10 protein-coding genes are annotated in these 18,815 nt (G+C 37.7%); 4 read left to right on the forward strand and 6 right to left on the reverse strand.

What is annotated here, in order from left to right:
* A partial coding sequence (locus tag ACT9TX_RS06720; RefSeq protein ID WP_481337484.1) for a beta strand repeat-containing protein occupies positions 1 to 2,054 on the reverse strand: 2,054 nt, incomplete at its 3' end.
* Positions 2,055 to 2,256: 202 nt separating this feature from the next.
* Positions 2,257 to 4,986: a putative LPS assembly protein LptD gene (locus tag ACT9TX_RS06725; protein WP_481337485.1), complete on the reverse strand. Its 2,730-nt coding sequence runs from the start codon at positions 4,984 to 4,986 to the stop codon at positions 2,257 to 2,259.
* A gap of 71 nt (positions 4,987 to 5,057) precedes the next feature.
* Here ACT9TX_RS06725 and ACT9TX_RS06730 point away from each other — a divergent pair, with 71 nt between their 5' ends.
* From ACT9TX_RS06730 to ACT9TX_RS06745, 4 genes are all read left to right on the forward strand, one after another.
* Positions 5,058 to 5,978, forward strand: coding sequence for an N-acetylmuramoyl-L-alanine amidase family protein (locus ACT9TX_RS06730; protein WP_481337487.1), 921 nt, complete (start codon positions 5,058 to 5,060; stop codon positions 5,976 to 5,978).
* A gap of 849 nt (positions 5,979 to 6,827) precedes the next feature.
* The gene (locus tag ACT9TX_RS06735) at positions 6,828 to 8,765 is read left to right on the forward strand and encodes an alpha-L-fucosidase (RefSeq protein ID WP_481337488.1); all 1,938 of its coding nucleotides are present in this window, start codon (positions 6,828 to 6,830) and stop codon (positions 8,763 to 8,765) included.
* Positions 8,766 to 8,836: 71 nt separating this feature from the next.
* Positions 8,837 to 9,742 carry a glycoside hydrolase family 16 protein gene (locus ACT9TX_RS06740; RefSeq protein ID WP_481337489.1) on the forward strand — a complete coding sequence of 302 codons (906 nt, stop codon included), beginning with the start codon at positions 8,837 to 8,839 and terminating at the stop codon, positions 9,740 to 9,742.
* 55 nt (positions 9,743 to 9,797) lie between these two features.
* A complete protein-coding gene (locus ACT9TX_RS06745) occupies positions 9,798 to 10,703 on the forward strand; it encodes a glycoside hydrolase family 16 protein (protein WP_481337490.1) in 906 nt (301 codons plus the stop codon).
* 456 nt (positions 10,704 to 11,159) lie between these two features.
* Here ACT9TX_RS06745 and ACT9TX_RS06750 read toward each other — a convergent pair whose 3' ends face one another.
* The 4 genes from ACT9TX_RS06750 to ACT9TX_RS06765 all read right to left on the reverse strand — a co-directional run bounded on the left by ACT9TX_RS06750 (position 11,160) and on the right by ACT9TX_RS06765 (position 18,783).
* A complete protein-coding gene (locus ACT9TX_RS06750; RefSeq protein ID WP_481337491.1) occupies positions 11,160 to 11,453 on the reverse strand; it encodes a hypothetical protein in 294 nt (97 codons plus the stop codon).
* A gap of 220 nt (positions 11,454 to 11,673) precedes the next feature.
* Entirely contained in the window at positions 11,674 to 17,883 is a 6,210-nt protein-coding gene (locus tag ACT9TX_RS06755) for a PKD domain-containing protein (RefSeq protein ID WP_481337493.1), read from the reverse strand.
* Between the two features lie 98 nt (positions 17,884 to 17,981).
* On the reverse strand, positions 17,982 to 18,128 hold the full coding sequence (locus ACT9TX_RS06760; RefSeq protein ID WP_481337494.1) for a hypothetical protein: 147 nt from the start codon (positions 18,126 to 18,128) through the stop codon (positions 17,982 to 17,984).
* A gap of 229 nt (positions 18,129 to 18,357) precedes the next feature.
* On the reverse strand, positions 18,358 to 18,783 hold the full coding sequence (locus tag ACT9TX_RS06765; protein WP_481337495.1) for a DUF3276 family protein: 426 nt from the start codon (positions 18,781 to 18,783) through the stop codon (positions 18,358 to 18,360).
* Positions 18,784 to 18,815: the final 32 nt, after the last annotated feature.

The raw sequence follows: 18,815 nt of genomic DNA on the forward strand, positions 1-18,815 counted from the left end.
GTAACACCATAAGCAAAAGCTGTAGGTTTACTTGAATCTACGTAATTAGTTAACCCTGGTGTACCGTTAAAATCAGTATTCTTTCCTCTTAAAAAGACCGCGTAAGCTGTATTTGCACCTACTATTTGATTAGCTGAGCTAGACCATGAATTATCCGAATTGTATATTTTAACATAATTGGCTGCACTTATAGATGCAATAGAATCACCGCTAAAACCAACATACGATGAAGGTGTTAAAGTAGTATTAAATGGATTCGACAATACTCTATAACCACGCTGACCAGTAATCCATTGCTGTAAAGTAACGTTTGGTATTGTGCTTACTGAATTATTAACAAATGCCCCTGAACCTGCTGCTGTTGACTTTACAATAATACTACCGTTATTTGTTGTAGTACCAGTTACTGTTAATATTGCACCAGCATCTACAGTTACTACACCACCAGCATCTACAGTAAGCGATGCCAAAGTTTGGTTGGTGCTTATTCGTAATGTACCACCATTATTTACAGTTACGGCACTAGTTACTGCAATTGTTGTACCGCCAGTTCTGCTTAATTGTAAAGTACCGCCAGATACTGTAGTTGTACCAGTATAAGTATTAGCATCGCCTAGTACCAAAGTACCAGTACCAGATTTTACTAAAGAAATTGAACCGGTGATAATACCAGAGTTAGCATCTGTACCATCGCCATAATTACCTGCACCATTTACTGTAAATGTTGCAGCAGTAGAAGAAGTAATTGTATTATTAACAGAAGAAGAAGCATTCGTACCACTTGTAGAATTTAAACCACTTACAGTTTGATTAAATCCATTAAGATCAAAGATACCCACATTCGTACTCGCTGCTTGACCTAAACTTAACGATGTGCCTGTTGGTAATCTATCATTTCCTGTAGTTAATCTAATAGTACCGTTATTAATAGCAGTTGAACCACTATAAGTTGAAACACCACCAAGTGTCAATGTACCAGCACCTTGTTTTACTAAAATACCCGTACTACCAGACTTATTAGCAATTACACCATTATATGAAAGGATTCCTGTAGAACCTGGCGCAGATATTGAAGTACCACTAGTAGCACCAACTGCAATATTTCTTGTTGACGCAATAGTAACAGCACCACCACTAGCTATCCCAAAACGACCACCATCAATAGTAATAGTATTTGCAGAATTACCAATACTACCATCTGACGTAAATCTAACCTCTGCAACTCCAGTACCATCACCAAATCCATTGATATTTACTGGCCCAGTGAAGGTATTAGTACCAGTAATATCGAACCTTCCAGTACCATTTGCATTAGCAGTAAAAGTTAATCCATTAGAACCAGTATTCGATATGACACCGCCTAAAACTATGGTACCGCCATTACCTAAAGTAAAAGTTCTTAACGAACTACCTAAAGACATGTTATTACTAAAAGTTAAAGTGGCAGTTGAATTAGCCAACGATATTACGGTGCTCATTTCACCAAATTGAATATCACCACCAATTGTTATCCCTGTAAATTTTCCTGTAAAATCACGTGTAGCACTCCCCGCAACCGTACCACCGTTTAATGTTAATGCTCCATTTCCCATAGCATTCACACCACCAGCTATTAATGCACCAGCATTTAACGTAAAGCCACCTGCAAATGTGCCACCAGCTGTTTGTAAAGCTCCTGCCCCATTTTTTGTAAAAGCAGCTGTAGAAGATGTAGATAATGCTTGAGAACCAATACTTTGATTTATTCCTGATGAAACGTTTATTGGCAAATTAATACCCGCTGCCCCAATAGTACCACCTGCTGTCCAAGTTATAGCCGCACCGAAATTAATACCTACAGTAGTTGCGATAGTACCACCTGTAGCTGAACCAGCATTGTTGAAATTCAAAATTGGACCATTAGTAGTTACTAGTGCAGATGTGTAAGGTCCAGAAGGATTAGTACTCCAAACGTTATTAGTAAGGGTACCAGAAGTACCAAAATAGTTATTGGTTTGCCCCCATCCATTAACCACAATAAAGAGTGTAAATAATAATAGTAATTTTTGTCGCATGTGTATATTTTTTTTGGTTATAAACAATATTACTGCAAATACTCAAAAAAAATAGCCTTACAAAAATTAATTTATCATTAACAAGTACTTAAAAACAAAGAATATTCATATCAACATGTTATTAATTTAAATTAATAACAATAAATTAACCTAGCGTTAATACTTTATTAATGTAACAAGAAATTGCATCGTATAGGAAGCACTAGTAATTAGAGAAGGTTCTGCTTCTATTAATTTTCAAGTCTCTTAAAATGCCCGATTTAGGGCTAATGGTGATATTGAATGAGCGGTACAAACCAATTGGGCTTACGTTAATGGCTAGCTGCCAGCAGTGCATTTCTCTAGTTACAAACATGCTGAACTGTTGTAACCCACCAGAATTAAAATCGTAATAACCATTACCACCAACTTTCCATTTTTCAGTTAAGCTAAAATCTCCTGAAAAGTTAACACTGCTAAACACTTGTGTTACATACTGATAATTGGGTGAAAATGTTTTAGTATAGTTAAGCGAGTAACTCAAACTCAAACTCCATGGAATATTAAAGTCGGTAAATTCTGCAGGATTACTACGTGCATATTGCAATTGCCGCTGCTGTTCATCTGGTGTTAGGTATGGGTCTACAGGCATGCGTTCGCTGTCTTTTTTACCATCCTTTGGTTTGCTTTTAAACTGTGTTGATAGCGCAATATTACCAGAAGTCAATCTACCCAAACTTGGTTTTGTACCGTTCCATGTGTACTGATTTTTCCTAAAACCAGTTGCATCTACTTGATATGGATCTAAGGTAAAACCACCAGTAATATTTACTACATCAAACAAAGTAGTACGGGCATAAAACTGAAATGGTGCCAAATTAAAACTATCGGCTAGTAAATTGTATGAAGAACTAAAACCAAAGCCGTCAATCAATTTCACCTTCTTTGTTGCATTGGCTTTTGTAGTATCTTTTCTGTCCTTCACTTTCATTTCTAGCAAGTTATCTATACCAAAACTGATACTACCTGCATTAGTACCACCAAAACCGCCCGAACCAAATTGTGATACACGAGCTGTATGGCCAAACGTATCTACCTGCACAGTGTAAAAGAACTTACTCGACAAATCTGGTGTGTAAGTAAAGCCTACAGTTGGTCTTATTTCATGCCTTATGGCTACTATATTTTTAGATTTTTTAAATAAGTACGTACCAAATATTCTGGTATTTGCACTTACGCCAAAACTCATTTGCGATGAACGATACAAGCCTTTTACCATAGATGTATCTAGTCGCTTGTTACTATTATTCCAAGTTAAAATAGTTTTTTGTGCATACCAATTTTCTGAATACGATATACTAGGGCTAATGGTAACTGCACCCAAAGCAGGTAATGCCAAACTAATAGGAATATTGTGCGTAGCGTTCCATTGTGTCGTATCTAACAATTTTCTAAGCGTTACGCCAGCGGTATCGTAATAAGATATTTGGTTGCTAAATGAACCGCTGTAACCAATACCTAATTTCTCATACCATTTGCTGCTTCCTACGCTTTCCTTCTTTTGAAATGGATAAAAAGTATTCACGTTAAACCCAATATTCGGCAAGCTTAGGTTAACCAAACGCGTAGCATTATTTTGATTATGATTGGCAGAAATAGACAAATTGGCTTTGCCTCTAAAATCTTTACTGTAATTAATAGTAGAACTTAACTGGTTTTGAAAGTTCAAGTAAGGATTATTTAATACCGTTTGGTTATATCTACTACTAGCGAAGTTCACGCTGGCAGAGAAATTAGTTCCTGGACGAACACGAGGATCTTGCGAGTGCTGCCAGTTGATGCTATAAGATTTGGTAGTTGTAAACTCTTCTTTAGAAAAACTAGAAGCGCCAAAGCTGTAACTTCTATTCAGTGCTTTGGTATTTTGAAACCTAACATCAAGCCCGCCATTATAGCGATAGCGCTTTTGGTACTTAGGGCTTACATTCAAGCTCCAGCCACCATAGCTGTAAATATTCGCTCTTGTAACTACATCAATATACTCGCTTATTACTTTATAATAACCTAAGCCTTCAAGCCCCAAACCAAAATCTTCACTTACGTTAAATGCTGGTGGCAAAATACCAGAATGCCTGCCTTGCACCAATGGATAAATACCAAAAGGAATACCAATTGGTATAGGCACACCTTCAAATTCTGGTGCTGCAGGACCACTTACTGCTAGCTTATTACTAATCATTTTTATTCTGCGAGAGCGAATAGAAAAGTGCGGTGTATCTAAATTACAAGTGGTAAAGCGATTGCGGTAGCCATAATATTCATTATCACTTACTTTTTTAGATAGATCAGAATGTACAAACATTTCGCCCTGCTGTACATAAGTATTTTTAGTAAGGCCTTTAAAAGTTTTTAGGCTAAATAAAATAGAATCGCTGATGGTTTTCATATCGCCCTGCGTAAGGTTGGGCTTGCTGTAAGGGTTGCCTGTGGTATCGGTAGCACCATAAGCTTTTACCATTTGACCCGTTTGGTCGTATTTAATGGTGGCAGCATCTAGCGTTACATCCTTATTACTCACATTGGCTTTGCCATATAAAATAAACTCTTTGGTGGGTATAATTAACACACCAGAATCAGACGCTTTGTACTTTATGGGCGCATCTAGCGAGTCTTTTGAGATAGTTAATGTATCAATGGTATTAATGCTATCAGTTTGCCCTTTGGTGGCACTATCTATGGCTGACAACTTCTTACTAGTATCAGCAGTTTTGGGTAATGTGATAGCAATTGGCCTTCTTCTATTTTTCGGTACGGTATCTAATGTGCTGCTTGATTCTGAAAAATGAAATTTATTAGCTACACTTGCACTCACATGCATTGTTAAAATAAACAAACCAGCCAAGGCCACAATAGCCCAACCCTTTTTTTCGTTAATTTTACCTTGTTTGTTCATATAAGATGATGGCAAAAATAGGTGCTGAAATGTAAACGACCTCTTAATTAAAATGCTTTAACTTTTTAGATATGATTGTAAGAAAATATGCTGCGTTGTTTTTGTTAAGCTTTCTAGCAATACTTTGTACTTCTTTCACTACGTATGCACCCAATATTCAAAAATCTCGTTTAAGAAAAATAGTTATTGACCCAGGCCATGGTGGTGCTGATAGTGGCGCACCTGGTAAATATTCGTACGAAAAAAATATAGCACTCGCTATTTCTTTAAAGCTAGAAGAACTACTACGTGAACAAATGCCAGAAGTAGAACTAGTGGTAACACGTAAAAGCGATATTTTCCACTCACCAGTTACCAAAGCCAATATTGCCAACCAAGCCAAAGGCGATTTGTTTGTGTGTATACACTGCAATAGTGCCGACCCAACACGCCACAGCGAATACATTGGTACCGAAACCGTAACAGTAGGCAAAGGCAAAAAGAAACGTAAAGTAAAAAAGCCGCAATACCGTACTTATTACACACCCAACCCTGCTAAGGGCACTGAAACCTATATTTGGGGGGCGCACAAAAACGATGACAAGCAACTAGCCATGCGAGAAAATCAGAGTTTGTACTTAGATAGTACCTCTGCCCAAAGCGTTAGAGAATTTACCAAAGGCTCGGTAGAAGAAATGACTGCCATTAACCTAAGAACAAGATTGTACTTTGATAGAAGCAAATCATTAGCCGAAACTATTGAAGAAGAGTTAGAAAAAGCAGGCCGTGTAAACAGACAAGCCCTTCAACGTCAAAAAGGTATTTGGGTATTGCAAGCCGTAGCCATGCCAGCCGTACTAGTAGAAACAGGCTACATTAGCAACCCAGAAGAAGAAGATTACCTAAACAGCAAAGAAGGCCAAGAAACCATTGCACAATCTATAGTAAACGCTATTAAACGCTACAAATACTCTTTAGATAATAAAACCATTGGTACGTCTACAGGGAAATAACCCACAACGTCATAGCGAGGCACAGCTCGTCCCGGAAATCGGGAAAGCTATCTGCATTAAATATAGCTACATAATATATTTTAAAGGCAACCCATTTAGGGTTGCCTTTATTTTTTGCGCCTTCGGCAAATAAGTGTGCATCGGATTACTTTTAGGTGTAAGATCACAATTATTACTTTAAATTTAACATTTATTACTTTATTAGTAACAACTAATAATTTACAAGTAACAAATGATACTTTACATATAATATTTGATAGTTAAAAAATAGTAAACATTAGTTCCTTATTAACAAATGATAGTTCGCAATTAACAAAGATTAGCTAAATCATAATAATAGTTACTTTAATTATACTATTTAAGCTTATATAGTTAGTGTAATAGCCTCTTAGGTATTTGTAAATAGCTTATGGGCATTTGAAAAAGCTATGTATGCTATTGTAATGGCTAGTTATTAGTTTGTTTAGGTTATACTTGTTAGTAGTATAATAGCTTATATTACTTGTAAACCTACTTTACCTGTATGCAGAAGAATAAATGGCCATTGACTAATAACTGATAATGCTGCATTGCGCTTTTAATTTTAAAAGCCCTACAAAACTTGCAGTTTTGTAGGGATAGTTTGTTGCTTTTGCCAAACTATAAGTTTTGCAGAGCAAGGGTTAATCTACAAAATAATTACCGCTAATAATGCTGCAACTACAACCTTATGCCCTATCAAAAAGCACATTATTTAAAGTTAATTAACGAAAATAAACTTTGACTTACTAGACCACCCATTTTGACCTGACAACATCAACCAGTTGGCTCATTGGCATTTACATTCGTTCACTTGAAAATAATTTGCCAATGAAAAGGAATTCTTTCTACTTATGCTTGTGTTATTTGGGGCTGCTTTCATTACCAAGTAGTATTTTTTGTCAAGCTACACAAAACACCCCTACTAACGACACCCATTTGCTGATAAATCCAGACTTTGAAAAAGGCACTATGGATGGGTGGAAGCATTGGAGAACAAAATTTTGTAGTATTAGCAACGACGCTTTTTCAGGAAAATATGCATTAAAAGTTGGCCCAGAAAGGGCTTTTGGTGTGCAAGAAATTAAAGTAAAGTCTAATAGCCTATATCAACTTTCTGCTTACGTAAAAACCGAATCTGGTGCAGAAGAAATACAACTGACCGTAAGTAATTATGGCGGTGCAGCAAAATCTGTTACTAGCAGCCTTACATCGTACACTAAAATAACTATCGATTTTCAAACAGCCTATAGCATAGATAGCATACTACTTTCATTTGTACACCCAAGTGGGGCTGGTAGTGCTTATGTGGACCAAGTTGAATTGATGTATTTGGGCGAAGCCCCAAAACCTGTATTACAAGAATTTGTGCCTTTGCAAAAAAGAGTAATCAAGGAAGATCTTGACGTAAGTCAATTACCAGATGAAAAAATGGATTGGTTTTTAAACGACAAGTTTGGTATGTTCATCCATTGGGGTGTGTATGCTGCTATGCCAGAAGGCAACGAGTGGGTAAGGCACCAAGAAGTTTGGGGGCAAGATTATTATCAACGTAGGGCTAGAGATACAGCAAAAGGATTTACAGCAGCTAAATTTAACCCAACACAATGGGCCGATTTGGCTAAAAAAGCAGGTATGAAATACATGGTGCTTACTACAAGACATCATGATGGTTTTGCTTTGTTTGACAGTAAGCACCCTGCAAGCTGGACAAGCCAAAAAGACCTAGGCAGAGATTTAATTAAAGAATATACAGATGCTGTAAGGGCTTCAGGGCTAAAGGTAGGTTTGTATTATTCGCCTATGAGTTGGCGTTATCCAGGTTACTACGATGTATATGGCAATGATGCGAAACCAAACATTTGGGGCTACAAAACCGCTAAATGGCATAAAGAAGATGCTAGAGTGATGAAGGAAGAAGTGTACGAACAAGTTACCAAATTAATGAAAGATTATGGCAAAATAAGCTATGTATTTTGGGATGGTGCATGGTTGGCACAAACTGTAAACAGACCATTGGATAGAAAATTTTGGAATCCTGGAAAATATCAAGATACAGCTAATGAATGGCCCATTGCTGAAAAATACATTACCAGAGAAGAAGAAACAGATAAAGCATTGGGCATAATGGGTATAGTACGTAAATATCAACCAGAAATGATAGTAAATACTAGGTTTTCTTGGGTAGGCGATGTATTTTCTGAAGAAGGCGGTGGCTACACATCTGGCAATATTCGTACAGAAGAGTTTACTGAAAAATGTGTAAGCCTACAAAAAGGTGGCTGGGGCTACAGGCCTAATGCAAAGGTTTTTAGCTACGAGGAAATAGCCATGTATCTATCTAATTGCGTGGTGCGAAATGTCAATTTTCTTTTAAATATTTCTCCAGATAGAGAAGGTGTTATTCCACAAAGCCAGCAAGATGTATTATTTAAAATGGGTAACTGGTTAAGTAAAGTAAATAGAGCCATCTACAACACAAGAGGTGGCCCTTGGCAACCACTTTTTGGTGAATACGGGTTTACGTATAGAGACAATGCAATTTATTGTCACATTTATAACGGTTACCGCCATTTAAAAACCAATCAATTTATTACCCAATCTATCGGCAAGAAAAAAGTTGTAAAAGTTGTAAACCTATACGATGGTAAAGAACTAGTATGGGCTAAAAACAAAGACAATACGATTACCATAAGTGGTGTAGACTATACTCAAAACCCAGCTACTACAATATTGGAAATTACACTTAATGAACCTGTTTATAAATAAATGTATAATTCATCAAAAACTGGATAATACATCACATAAATCACTACTATTAAAAATTGAAATCACACACTATGAACAAAAAACTTACTTTCTTTACGGCAACGATTGTAATACTAATTAGTTGTAGCAAAAACAATGATACCATTGTTGACTATCCACAATATTCATTTGTAGATAAAGCTACCCCATCAACATCAAAACCATTAATCAATAACTCTACCACTTTAGACAAATGGCAACTTGCTTTTTCAGATGAATTTAACGACACCAAAATTGATACCTTGAAATGGAGTATTGAAAATGCAGTGCGGTACAACACAGATATCACCATTTATTCAAACGCTAATCAAGTGGAAGAAAAAAATGGCAATATCTATCTTAACTATAGCAAGGCATCTGCCATTAGCAACACAGCTTATTATACAGGTAGATTTAATTCTAAAGATAAATATTCAACAGCTTATGGCTTCTTCGAAACAAGAATGCATGTTGTTAGGCCTAATGGTTATCAAACAGCATTTTGGCTAATGCCAAACAGTGGTTTGAGTATGACAAATGCTGGCCCTGCTGGTGGGCATGATGGTACGGCCAATGATGGCTCTGAAATGGACATTGTAGAAGGAAATAAGCTACAAACCTACTCTTGTGGGTTGCATTGGGATGGCTATGGCGCAGATCATCAAGCTACAGGAAATGGCAGCGTAAGTGCACCCAATTACCACGACGTTGAATATCATATTTTTGGGCTAGAGTGGTCATCAACTTTTTTAAAGTACTACTTTGATGGCAAAGTAGTTTGGCAAACTACCGATTCAAAAATCATATCAAGAGTGCCAGAATACATACTCTTTAGTGGCATGTGCTGGGGCGTTAGTACTTGGGTTAATGGCGATGTAACCAAAAATACGTTCATCCAAAATGGCGGTATAGACAAAGCATATATAGATTACGTGAGAGTGTATAAGTACAATCCATAAAGTACCGCACCATTTTTTTGATACAGTAACCCATTATTTACAAATAAAGTAAAGCATGAAAAATATAAGTATAGTAAGCACAATAATAATAGTAATATCCCTAAGCTGTAACGCTTCTAAAAAGCTATCTCAGGCTACTAACTCGTTAGTTGACCCGGAAACACCAAAAACTGCTAAACCGTTGATAATCGATACTGCTCTTGGTAATGCAAATGATAGAGCATGGGTGCTAGATTTTTCCGATGAATTTAATGACAACAAAGTAGATGCTAACAAGTGGACCATTGAAACCTCAACTAAAAAAAGAGAAGATATAACCCTTTATGCAAATGATGATCAAGTAGAAGAGAAAGATGGTAACATCTATATGTACTATCGCAAAGCACCTAAAATACATGACTCTGCTTATTACGTAGGGCGATTTACATCGCAAAATAAATACGCACCAACGTACGGTTTTTTAGAGGCACGCATGCACCTTGTAAAACCCAATGGCTACCAAACAGCATTTTGGATGATGCCAAACAGTGGCACTTCAATGAACAACGCTGGCACACACGATGGCACTGCCAATGATGGTGCAGAAATTGATATTGTTGAAGGCAATAGATTGAAAACCTATTCGCTTGGCTTGCATTGGGATGGCTATGCAAAAGGTACGCACAAGGGTACTGGTAGTGGAAAAAACAAAATCCCTAACCTGCACGATACAGAATACCACATTTTTGGTTTAGAATGGTCACCCACTTTTTTAAAATTCTATTGCGATGGCAAAGTGATAAAAGCAATAACTGACCCTAAGGCAATACCACATGTAGCTGAATACATTTATTTTTCTGGTAGCTGCTGGGGCGTGAGCGATTGGGTAGATGGTGATGTACGTAAAAACGATGTTATACAAAAAGGTGGTGTAGAAAAAGGCTATATCGATTATGTGAGAGTGTATAAACCAAAACCATAGTAATTCGGAAAACCACTGTAAAGGCAACCTCAGCGGGTTGCCTTTCTTTTTTGCGCCTTCGGCAAATGATTTACGCTTAAATAATTCGTAAAGTTACGATTATTGGTAGGTAGTATCTTCTTTTTCTGCAATTTTTGCTGTCTTTTTATTGTAAAAAAAGACACTCGCATATAAAATAGGATAATATATTTTCTCAAACGGCCGCCGTTTGGGTCCAAGACAGTTTGCTTGAGGCTAGATGGCCGCCGTTTGAGTCCAAGTCAGTTGACTTGAAGCTAGATGGCCGCCGTTTGGGTCCAAGACAGTTAACTTGAGGCTAGATGGCCGCCGTTTGGGTTAAACAATTTGTGAGCGAAGTATTAATGATAGCATCAGAGATGATTTTTTATCTCTTGTTCGAGATGCCCTTTGGAATACTTCGCAAAAGGAAAGGTAATAACATCGATTTAGGGGACATTAAAATAGTTTAATTAAATGCTTATTTCTCAATGCAATACTTTCAATTAACTTTTCATCAATTTCAATTAAACTAGACAACTTAGCCCCACACCAAGGGCAATATTGAATTACGATATCGATAACAGTGTGAATTCCAGTTTTATTTTCTTCATCAATATTTCTAGACTGTAAGAAAAATACATAATTAAATGGCTTATAGGGATTTTTAAATGGAATTACTGCTAAGCCTTTTTTTCCTGCTTCTTCTATTGCAGATGCTAAAATTTCGCAGCAACTATTTTTGTTAACCATATTTAATTCTTTTCGTTCTTCGAGATGTTCGCCTGCGGCATCTCGAAGTAAAGATAAAGCAGATGTTTATCAGCTACTCATAAATAGACTTCTAAAATTAGTTACCTAGAAATCATCCCTATTTAATTACTGCTAGCAACGCATTTACCCCAAATAAAAAATCCCAGCTACAGACGTAGCCGGGATACTTGATACCCCATAAACCCAAAACCAAGTTTGTTTATTGTTTCAGTATTTGCTGTGTGGCTATGGTGCCGTAAGCAATGTCTGTAACGCTTATAATGTATGCGCCATTCATTAAGCCGCCTGTATTAAAGTTGGCAGTAACACTAGCCCCTGCTGCACTTGGTGTTACCGTTTGTGTTTGAATGGTTCGGCCTATTAAGTCTAAAATTCTTACTGTAGTAGGTGTAGCAGACGCTGCTTTAAACGCTACACGTAAGTTGCTACCTACAGGGTTTGGATAAATACTTAAGCTAGCAGCTATTACTTGGCTAATGGTTTGCACCGCTTCAGATTTACAAGTACCAATACCGCTTACAGTTAGTTTTACAGTATAAGTACCCGGTGTAAAGGTTACAGAAGGGTTTACCAAGGTAGAGGTAGCACCATTACCAAAATCCCACAAGTAGCTCATATTGCCAGCCGCAATAGTACTAGAACTGATAAAGGTGGTGCTTGTGCCGCTGCCAGTATTGTACAGTACAGAGAAGCTTGCTGTTGGCTTAGCCCCTACCACAATGTGCAGTGCACTAGCATCGCTTTCACAGCCATTGGCATCTTTTACTTTTAGCTGAATATCTCTTTCGCCAAAACTGCTGTACACTTTGGTTACATTGGCTGTATTAGCAGTTGTACCATCGCCTAATTGCCATAAGTAAGTAAATGGTGCAGTACCACCGCTAGTAGTATTGGTAAATACAAACTGATTATCAGTTACACATTGGTTAGCATTATTTACCGTAAAGCTTGCAGCAAACTTACATGGTGACGTAACCGCAGTAACCGTAATCACCATAGTCACATAAGATGAACCACAGTTGTTGCTTGTAGTGTAAGTAATAGTAGTAATACCAGGTGCTATAGCCGTAACCACGCCTGTTGTAGCATTTACGGTAGCTACAGCCGTATTACTACTTGTAAATACACCATTAGATGTAGCACTAGAATATGTATAAGAAGTACCTATAGGCATATTGCTAAGACCAACTATTGCAGCAGGTGGCTCAGGTGCATTGCCTACAGTCAATATTAATCTTGCAGCACTATCGCAGCCAGCCGCATTCGTAAGATGTACCACATAGCTACCAGCACTTGTAAATGCAGTATTGTTCCAGGTATAAGGCAATGAAGAAGAACAGATATTTATTGTAGTAGTAGAGCTAGTTGGTATTTTTTCAGTAATAATTAAAGTAGCCACACTATCGCAGCCTGCTGCATTGGTAAGATGTGTAACATAAGTACCAGCAGTGGTATAGCTATTACCATTAAACCAATAGAAGCTACCTGCACAAATAGATGCGTAAGTGGTAGATGTGGTTACCGTTTTTGCAGTAAGCACTAATGTTGCTAAGCTATCACAACCTGCTGCATTAGTAAGGCGTGCTGTATAAGTACCAATTGCTGTGCAAGCAATACCGTTCCATGTAATAGGTAAGCTACTAGCACATACAGCCATATTAGTTGTTGATGTAGTAATGGCTTTGGTGGTTAATATTAGCGTAGCAATACTATCGCAACCTACCGCATTGGTAAGCAATACGGTATAAATACCAGCAGCATTGTAACTAATGCCATTAAACACATAGCTACTGCCTGCACACATACTAGCAGTAGTGGTAGAAGTAGAAACCGCTTTTACTGTAACTACAGCAGTTTTAGTACTTACACCACAAGCATTCACCGCTGTAAGTGTAACTGTAAAATTGCCAGAAGCAGTATAGTTGTGCGTAGTATTATCGCTGCTAGCTGTAGCAGAACCATCACCAAAATTCCAAACGTACACAGGTGTATTACCAGTTGTTGTATTGGTAAATGTGAAGCTATTATTAGTAAAGCATTGTGTTGCAGTGTTTACTGTAAAGCCTGCTTTAGGTGCTGTACAAGGCGCACCAATGTTAGACACTGCAATGGTTACAGGTACAGTAGTAAATGCAGTACCGCAACTATTGCTTACTTTGTATTTAATAGTAGTAGTGCCAGCAGTAATACCAGTTAATAAACCATTTGCACTTACCATAGCTACGCTACCATTGGCGCTAGACCAAGTACCACCTGCGGTTGCACTTGTAAGCTGAGAGGTAACGCCAACCATAATAGCCGTTGTACCATTAATAGCTAGTGGTTGTTCAGGTACATCGTTAATGGTTATTGGCTGTATTGTAGTGCTACTACCACAAGCATTGGTTACAGTAAGTGTAACGGTATAAGTACCAGTAACAAGATAGCTATGCGCTACTGAATTGTTAGAAGTACTAGCAGCACCATCACCAAAAGCCCAGTCGTAAATTACATTAGGGTCAGTATTGTTGCTAGTTAAAATAACATTGTTAGTAGCCAAACATTGTGTAGCTGCATTAACTGTAAAGCTTGCATTTGGTAAAGCACAGTATTTATTATAAGCACCTACTTTAATCACTTGTGTTACGGTATCGCTGCAACCAAAATTGCCAGTAACAATTAACGTAACATTGTATGTGCCTGCGGCAAATGTTACGCTAGGGCTTACTAAAGTTGAGGTAGTGCCATTACCAAAATCCCAATAGTAATTCATCCAACCACCAGTAATGGTAGATGTACTAATGAAAGTGTAACTATCACCACTACCAGTATTGGTAATAATGTTGAAAGAAGCCTTAGGTTTTGCACCAATGTAAATTTGTTTGGTATTGGCATGGCTTACACAACCTTTCGCATCAGTCACTACAATGGTTACATCGTGTTCACCAGAAGCGACATAAGTATGTGTCACATCTTTAGTGTAAGCTAAATTACCATCATTCAAATCCCACAAGTAAGTAAATGGCGCTGTACCGCCTGTGCTTGTATTGGTAAGTACGTATTGGTTGCTTGTAATACATTGAGCCAATTGGTTTACTGCAAAATCAGCTTTAAGCGTACAGTTTTGAGAACAGATATTGATAACAGGTAAGGTAATATGTGTTTGATTAAAACTACAAGCACTTAAAGGGTTGGTATTATCTGCAATTTCCTGGCCATTAGTTACACCATCACCATCGCAGTCTAAAGCATTCCAAGATGCGCTAGGTGTTAGCGTTTTAGATACAGGTACATAAGAACATGGGTCAGCAGCATCTGTATTATCGGCTATTTCTTTGCCATTAGTAACACCATCACCATCGCAGTCTAAAGCATTCCAAGATGTGCTTGCAGCTAAGGTTTTATGTGCTTGCACAAATGAGCAACCATCGCTAGGATTTGTACCATCAAGTAATTCTTGACCATTAGTAACACCATCACCATCGCAGTCTAAAGCTTTCCACTCGTTGCTTTGAAGCAAGGTAAATGAAGCGCTATTAAATGAACAAGCATCTTTAGGATTCGTACCATCTATTAACTCTTGACCATTGGTTACACCATCACCATCGCAGTCACCATTTTTCCACTCATTTGAAACAGGTAAAATTTGATTAGCCACATTATAAGAACAACCATCAAAAGGATTGGTGACATCTAATACTTCTTGTGTATCTGGCACACCATCACCATCTGAGTCAATTGGTGACACTATTTTAACAGTATCGGTAACAGTATTGCAAGTAGCAGGTGTTAATTTGTCGCATAATTGATAAACGATTGGATAAGTACCTAAGTCAGTACCAGCAACAACTGTTACTTCACCTGTGGTAGTATTTAAGCTAATACCAGTAGGCCATGTACCCACTTGCGCAATTGTTGCATTACCACTTGTACCAAGCGTTGCAGCGTTTCCATTCACCACATCATTAGCCACAACATTTACAATAGCAGTACCACCAGATTTTGCAACAGTACCAGTTTCAGATACAGGTGTAACAATAGCTGTAACAGTTACGGTATCAACTACAGTAGCACAATTATTTGGCGTTAGTCTATCACATAGCTGATAAGTAATGGCATATTTACCAGGTATTGTACCTGCTGCCACATTAATAGCACCAGTTGTGGTGTTTAAAGTAATGCCAGTAGGCCAAGTATTTACCACACTAATAGTGCTGTTATTATTTGTAGCAGCAGCACCATTTACCACATCGTTGTTTCTAACATTGGTAATAGCAACACCACCAGTTGCAGGCACGGTGCCTTTTTCAGTAACAGGTGTTATTTGCGCAGCTACTTTAATGGTATCAATAACAGTAGCACAGGTTGCAGGTGATAGTTTATCGCACAATTGATATTCAACCGGATAATTACCTGGTATAGTGCCAGAAGCTACTATAACCGCACCAGTTGTGGTGTTTAATGTAATACCAGTAGGCCATACACCAGATTGCGCTACAGTAGCATTGCCACCAGACCCTAATATTGCTGTGCTGCCATTAATAATATCGTTATTCGCTACATTGCTAATAGCAGTACCGCCTAATGCAGTAACACTACCATTTTCAGTAAGTGGTGTTACGCATGAAGCAACAACTACCAACATCGTATCAGTACAACCAACTGAGAATATAAAATTGTAAGTGCCTTTTGTAGCATTAGTAAATGTAGCAGTAGCTACATTATTATTAGTATTAGACAAAGTAGCACCACTTGGGTTATTACTCTGAGCAACCCATGCACCGTTGCTTGCAGGTGAAGTACCTGTAAGTGTGATATTGCCATTAATACAAGCTACTACATCTACACCTGCATTTGGTCTTGCATTTACCACCACAGTTGGTGATTGTAACGTAGTACCACATGAAGCACTTGTACCAGTAACTGTATAATTACCAATACTACCTGCACTATACACTTGAGAAACAGCGCCGCTTACAATAACACCATCTTTATACCATTGGTAGCTATCAAAACCTGCTTGCGCAGTTAAGGTTGTAGGTAAACAGCTAGCATTAGTTGCAGTAGCAGCAGGTGGCGGTAATGCATTACTGATTGAAGAAATAAAGGCACTCATAGAGTAACCTGCACCACTTTCTATAAGTGCGACATTCATACGAGCAGTTGATGTAAAACGAATATTTTCTGGATTACCTAATTGAGAATTAGTGTAACGAATAATGTAAAAACCAGTAGTTCCAATAGCAGTTCTATTGGCAGTAATTGATTCTAAACTTGTGTTACCATTGAAATATACTTTAGCCGTATCGCTTTGTACCAATACATAGCCAAAATAAGGAAACGCTGCGTTATTACCATTGGCATTATTTAAAAAGCGATTGGTTTGCACATCAAAAGAGCCAGAGCAACCATTTACAGGTGGCTGTACAATCATGTCTATTTCACAACCATCGGCTGAACCAGAATAAACTGCTACAGGATTATTGGTAGTAATATAACTTGTTGTGTAAGCAGTAGTACCATCACCATTGGCAATGGTTACATAATCACCTGCATTCGTTAAAGTATAATTATTAGTTGTATTGTTAGACGGCACTTTTACAGTAACTGTGGTATTTGCTTGTGAAGCCACAATGGTAGAGCGTTCATAACCAGTATTACCATTTGCTCTCACTACTACATACGTGTTGCCTAATCTATTCACAGGTATTACTTGGCTTTGTACACCATCAGCGCAGCCTGAACTACCATCTGCTCTAGCACCTGCATTACAAACAATAGATTTTGTGGCAGAAACTAAACTACCTAAAGTAGCTTGAAACAAATAACTCTGACCTGCATTCAAAGTCGTTAATAGCGTTCCATTTACTGAAACAGCAGTGTTATCATTAATAGCTAGCACACTGTAAAGCGGTGCACTATTTTCACCAGAAGCGCCAGTAACATTAACATTGGCATAATAGCCTACTCTAAAAGCTGTACCAATACCCTCATCACCTAAACTTGTAAAAGCAGTATTACCTTTTTGTACAGTCGCATCTAAATCACCCGCACCACTACCATTAATGGTGTATTTGTCTGAAGCAATGTTACGTACTTGCACACCTACAGGTACACTAGCAGTAATTTTTAAGCCTTTGCCGTTTAGGATAGTTTTAGATGCATTGGCTGTAGCATCTCTATTTGTAAAGCGGTAACGCAATGGCGTACCAGCCACTGTGGTTAAAGAAGTTGCATAAACAGTACCATCGCTACCAGCAATAGTTACAGCTACAGGTGTAGTACTTAGTGTAGTAACTACTAATTCGTTATATTGACTAAAATAGCTCCAAGGGCTTGGTGCTATATAATGTGTAGTAGTGTACTGTGCTTTTACAACGCTTGTACTGATTATCAGTAGCAATAGCAAGTAACAATTACGGAGTTTCATAAAATCGGTTTTAGGATATGGGCTTTACGCGTAGTTTAAAGGCGTAAAAAAATGGGATATCTTGGGATTTTCACGAAGCTTTTAAAGCAAGTTTTGTATTACGACGATTGCTGCATTTGCAAGTCGTTCACAAAATTTTCTTGCGTATTAATCTGTGCTATTAAATAAGCAGTATACAGTCGCTTTACAATATTTACAACAATAAAAGCGGCAAGAAGAATGATAGCTAGTAGATTGGTATTCATGGTTTTGGATTTAAAAAAGGACTATTAGGAATGTTTAACAAAACTATGTTACACTTACAACTTTAAAGTAGTAGTATGAGACTGTATGCATTTGAACAAACTACTACAAAACGTGGCTACTTGTTTATACAGCACCCCTGCCTCTTACAAAAGCGTGCCACGATTACCCAAAACAAAAGAGCCATTGACTTTACGTCAATGGCTCTTTAAAATTATTGTAAAATGGTAATTACCACTTATCTACTTCTTCTGTAGAATTGGCTGAAGGCACGGCACTTACAGTTGGTTCTGTTACAGTAGCTGTAGGCGTTACAGTTACATTTTCAGCGCCTTCGGCTAAATAACCACCTTCACCGTCTTCAGGGTATTCATGGTTAAATGCGTCGAAATCAAAATCTGGCATTAAATCCGTTTTCACATATTCAACAGCTTCGTTTAATGCTTTAATGAATTTGTTGAAATCTTCTTTATACACAAAAATCTTATGTCTGTCGTAGCCATCACTATCAAAACGCTTACGACTTTCAGTAATAGTTAGGTAGAAATCATTACCTCTAGTTTCTCTTACATCAAAAAAGTAAGTTCTTCTTTTACCTGCTCTAATGCGTTTACTGTAAACACTTTCTTTCTGCTTGTCGTTGTTCTCGTACGCCACTGTTAAAATTAGTTTTTGTTGTGCGAATGTTG

The sequence above is a fragment of the Parasediminibacterium sp. HNIBRBA5674 genome (assembly GCF_056745525.1).